3 protein-coding genes are annotated in these 2,415 nt (G+C 36.5%); all 3 read right to left on the bottom strand.

The features are described from left to right. Window positions 1–219 precede the first annotated feature (219 nt). From murB to OZD62_RS02485, 3 genes are read right to left on the bottom strand one after another with little or no spacing between them, the layout of a single operon-like run. Window positions 220–1,107 (bottom strand): UDP-N-acetylmuramate dehydrogenase, encoded by an 888-nt coding sequence (murB, locus tag OZD62_RS02495; RefSeq protein ID WP_275019358.1) that lies wholly within the window; start codon window positions 1,105–1,107, stop codon window positions 220–222. Beyond that, entirely contained in the window at window positions 1,098–1,976 is an 879-nt protein-coding gene (hemC, locus tag OZD62_RS02490; protein WP_010962666.1) for a hydroxymethylbilane synthase, read from the bottom strand. The genes murB and hemC overlap by 10 nt, the downstream gene beginning before the upstream one ends. 22 nt (window positions 1,977–1,998) lie before the next feature. Then, window positions 1,999–2,145, bottom strand: coding sequence for a hypothetical protein (locus OZD62_RS02485; RefSeq protein ID WP_167480075.1), 147 nt, complete (start codon window positions 2,143–2,145; stop codon window positions 1,999–2,001). Between the last annotated feature and the right edge of the window lie 270 nt (window positions 2,146–2,415).

Here is a 2,415-nt window from a genome sequence, read left to right as displayed (position 1 = left end):
CTTTCTCACTCCACAATTAAATAACTCTACAATATCGCTTATTTGATTCACTAATAATGAGAATTGGTATAACTTTGCTATTTTTCTCTCTAGATTCTTGCAAAGTTCTACAAGATTAACCACATTACCTCACGGTTTCTCTATGATTATTTTTTTAGATTACTTGTTTACCTTATTTGCCGTTCTCCTGAACGAATATACATAAGCTATAAAAACTATCTAATAGCTACCCAAAACCCTTATTTCCCACTCAAGTTCAACATTAAATTTATCCTTTACTGCATCTTTTACTTTGTTGCCAAGGTTTTCCAAGTCAGATGCAGTTGCATTATCGTAATTGAGCAAGAAGTTACAATGTTTCTTAGAGATTCTAGCTCCACCAATATTTAACCTTAGGCAGCCAGATTTATCAATTAACTCCCATGCTCGGTAGTTTTTTGGATTTTTGAATATGCACCCAGCAGTTTTTCCTCTTATTGGCTGGCTTTTATTTTTCCTCTCAATAACTTCCTTTAACCTTTGCAGTATAAGCTCATACTCTGAGTTTACTCCTTTAAACTCAGCTTCAACAAAAATCCAATTTCCTTTTAGGCTATGTCCACGGTAAAAATACCCCATTTCTTCGCTGGAGAACTCATATAGGTTTCCATCCTCTAGATTCACTGCTTTTATGGATCGTACAACACTTGCGATATCACTACCATATGCACCTGCATTCATTTCTATTCCGCCACCAACTGTTCCTGGAATTCCAACTAGAAACTCCAACCCACTAATCTGCTGATTTCCCGCAAAGTGAGCAAGGTTGCTGAGCAGCACAGCTCCCCCAGCTACAATAGAGTTGTTACCCTTACTTTTAATATATGCAAACTCCTTACCTAATTTTACTGTTATTCCTCGAATGCCACTATCTCGCACTATTATGTTGGATGTTGCACCAATAACGCTAACTGGCAGTTCAGTATTTTTAATCAAGTATGTTAAATCTTCAATATCACATGGTTTAAATAATACATCAGCTCGTCCACCAACATTTAACCACGTCGCTTTAGACATTAAGACATCATAACGATAGATTCCACGTACTTTAGGTAAGCTTATAAGCATTTTGATTTCAACTCTAATCCTGCATCCATACCCATTTTCTCCGCATCTTCTATAAATGAAGTGCGCTCAGTGAAGTATATATTTTTTCCACTTGCTAACATACAACGAAGGTGTAGCATATTTTCGCTCACATATTCAGCCAAAGCTGCAAGTGGTGTAAAACATGAACCATTCACTGTCTTCATAAAACTGCGCTCTGATTTCACTCCTATAAAAGACATATTATTATTAATTTTCTCTAAAAGATCGATAATTTTTACATCATTCCTTCTACATTGAATACAAACCGCCCCCTGCCCCACTGCACTTAACATAACTTTTGGTGGCAATACCTCTGTAATCAAGTGATGTTTTTCTAATCTTATGAGTCCTGCTTCAGCTAGAATTATTCCATCAAAACTTTGATTTTGCAATCTGGTTGTTACATTTCCACGTAGCGGTACTATATTTAAATCTGGTCTAACATTTAACAACTGAACTTTTCTTCTTATTGAAGAAGTGGCAATAGTAGCCTGCTGTGGCAAAGACTCAAGGCTATTGTGTTTATGAGAAATAAACGCATCGCATGAACTTAGCCTTTCTAAAACACAAGGAATTGTTAAACCCCCTGAGAAAAACGCAGGCATATCTTTTAGCGAATGAACTGCCATGTCTATATTATTTTCGAGCAATTCAGTCTCAATTTCTTTAATGAATAATCCTTTGCCTCCTATTTCAGCAAGATTTGCGTTTGCATACTTATCTCCAGAAGTTTTTATTTTAACAATTTCAATAGATAAGTTAGGAAAAGAATCCAGCAACTTTTGTTTTGCTTCCAAAGCCTGGGCAACTGCAAGCTTGCTTCCTCTGGTACCTATTTTGACTAGCATGTGTACGATTGTTTGTCTGATGTCATTCAAGTAGCTGACTACTTGGATCCAGTTTATATAAACCTTTGCATTTATTGTACTTTAACTTAAAACCAAAAGCAACTTTGACTTTACAAAATAATAACCTTTTATATGCATAAATAAGCTTACTGGATTCTAGTACTTGCATGACAAGGTATAAACCTTATCGTCATACCACCGCTAACCGTCATACCGTCACGGTATCTCTAGATCCCGCTAACACGTAGCGGGATGACGAATTATTTAACCGTCATACCGCGATTCATTCGCGGTATCTCTAGATCCCGCTAACAAGCAGCGGGATGACGGTTGTCGTTTAGCTATAAATATTAAAAAATTTACCAAGCGAAAAAAAAGGCAAAAGAAGCCCCGTGGTGGTTGGCTATTTACTATGTACTAAAATATCGGCGTTTTTTTT

The sequence above is a fragment of the Wolbachia endosymbiont of Drosophila seguyi genome, from assembly GCF_028981765.1.
Lineage (GTDB): Bacteria > Pseudomonadota > Alphaproteobacteria > Rickettsiales > Anaplasmataceae > Wolbachia > Wolbachia pipientis.
This window is presented reverse-complemented; position numbering and strand designations above follow the sequence as displayed.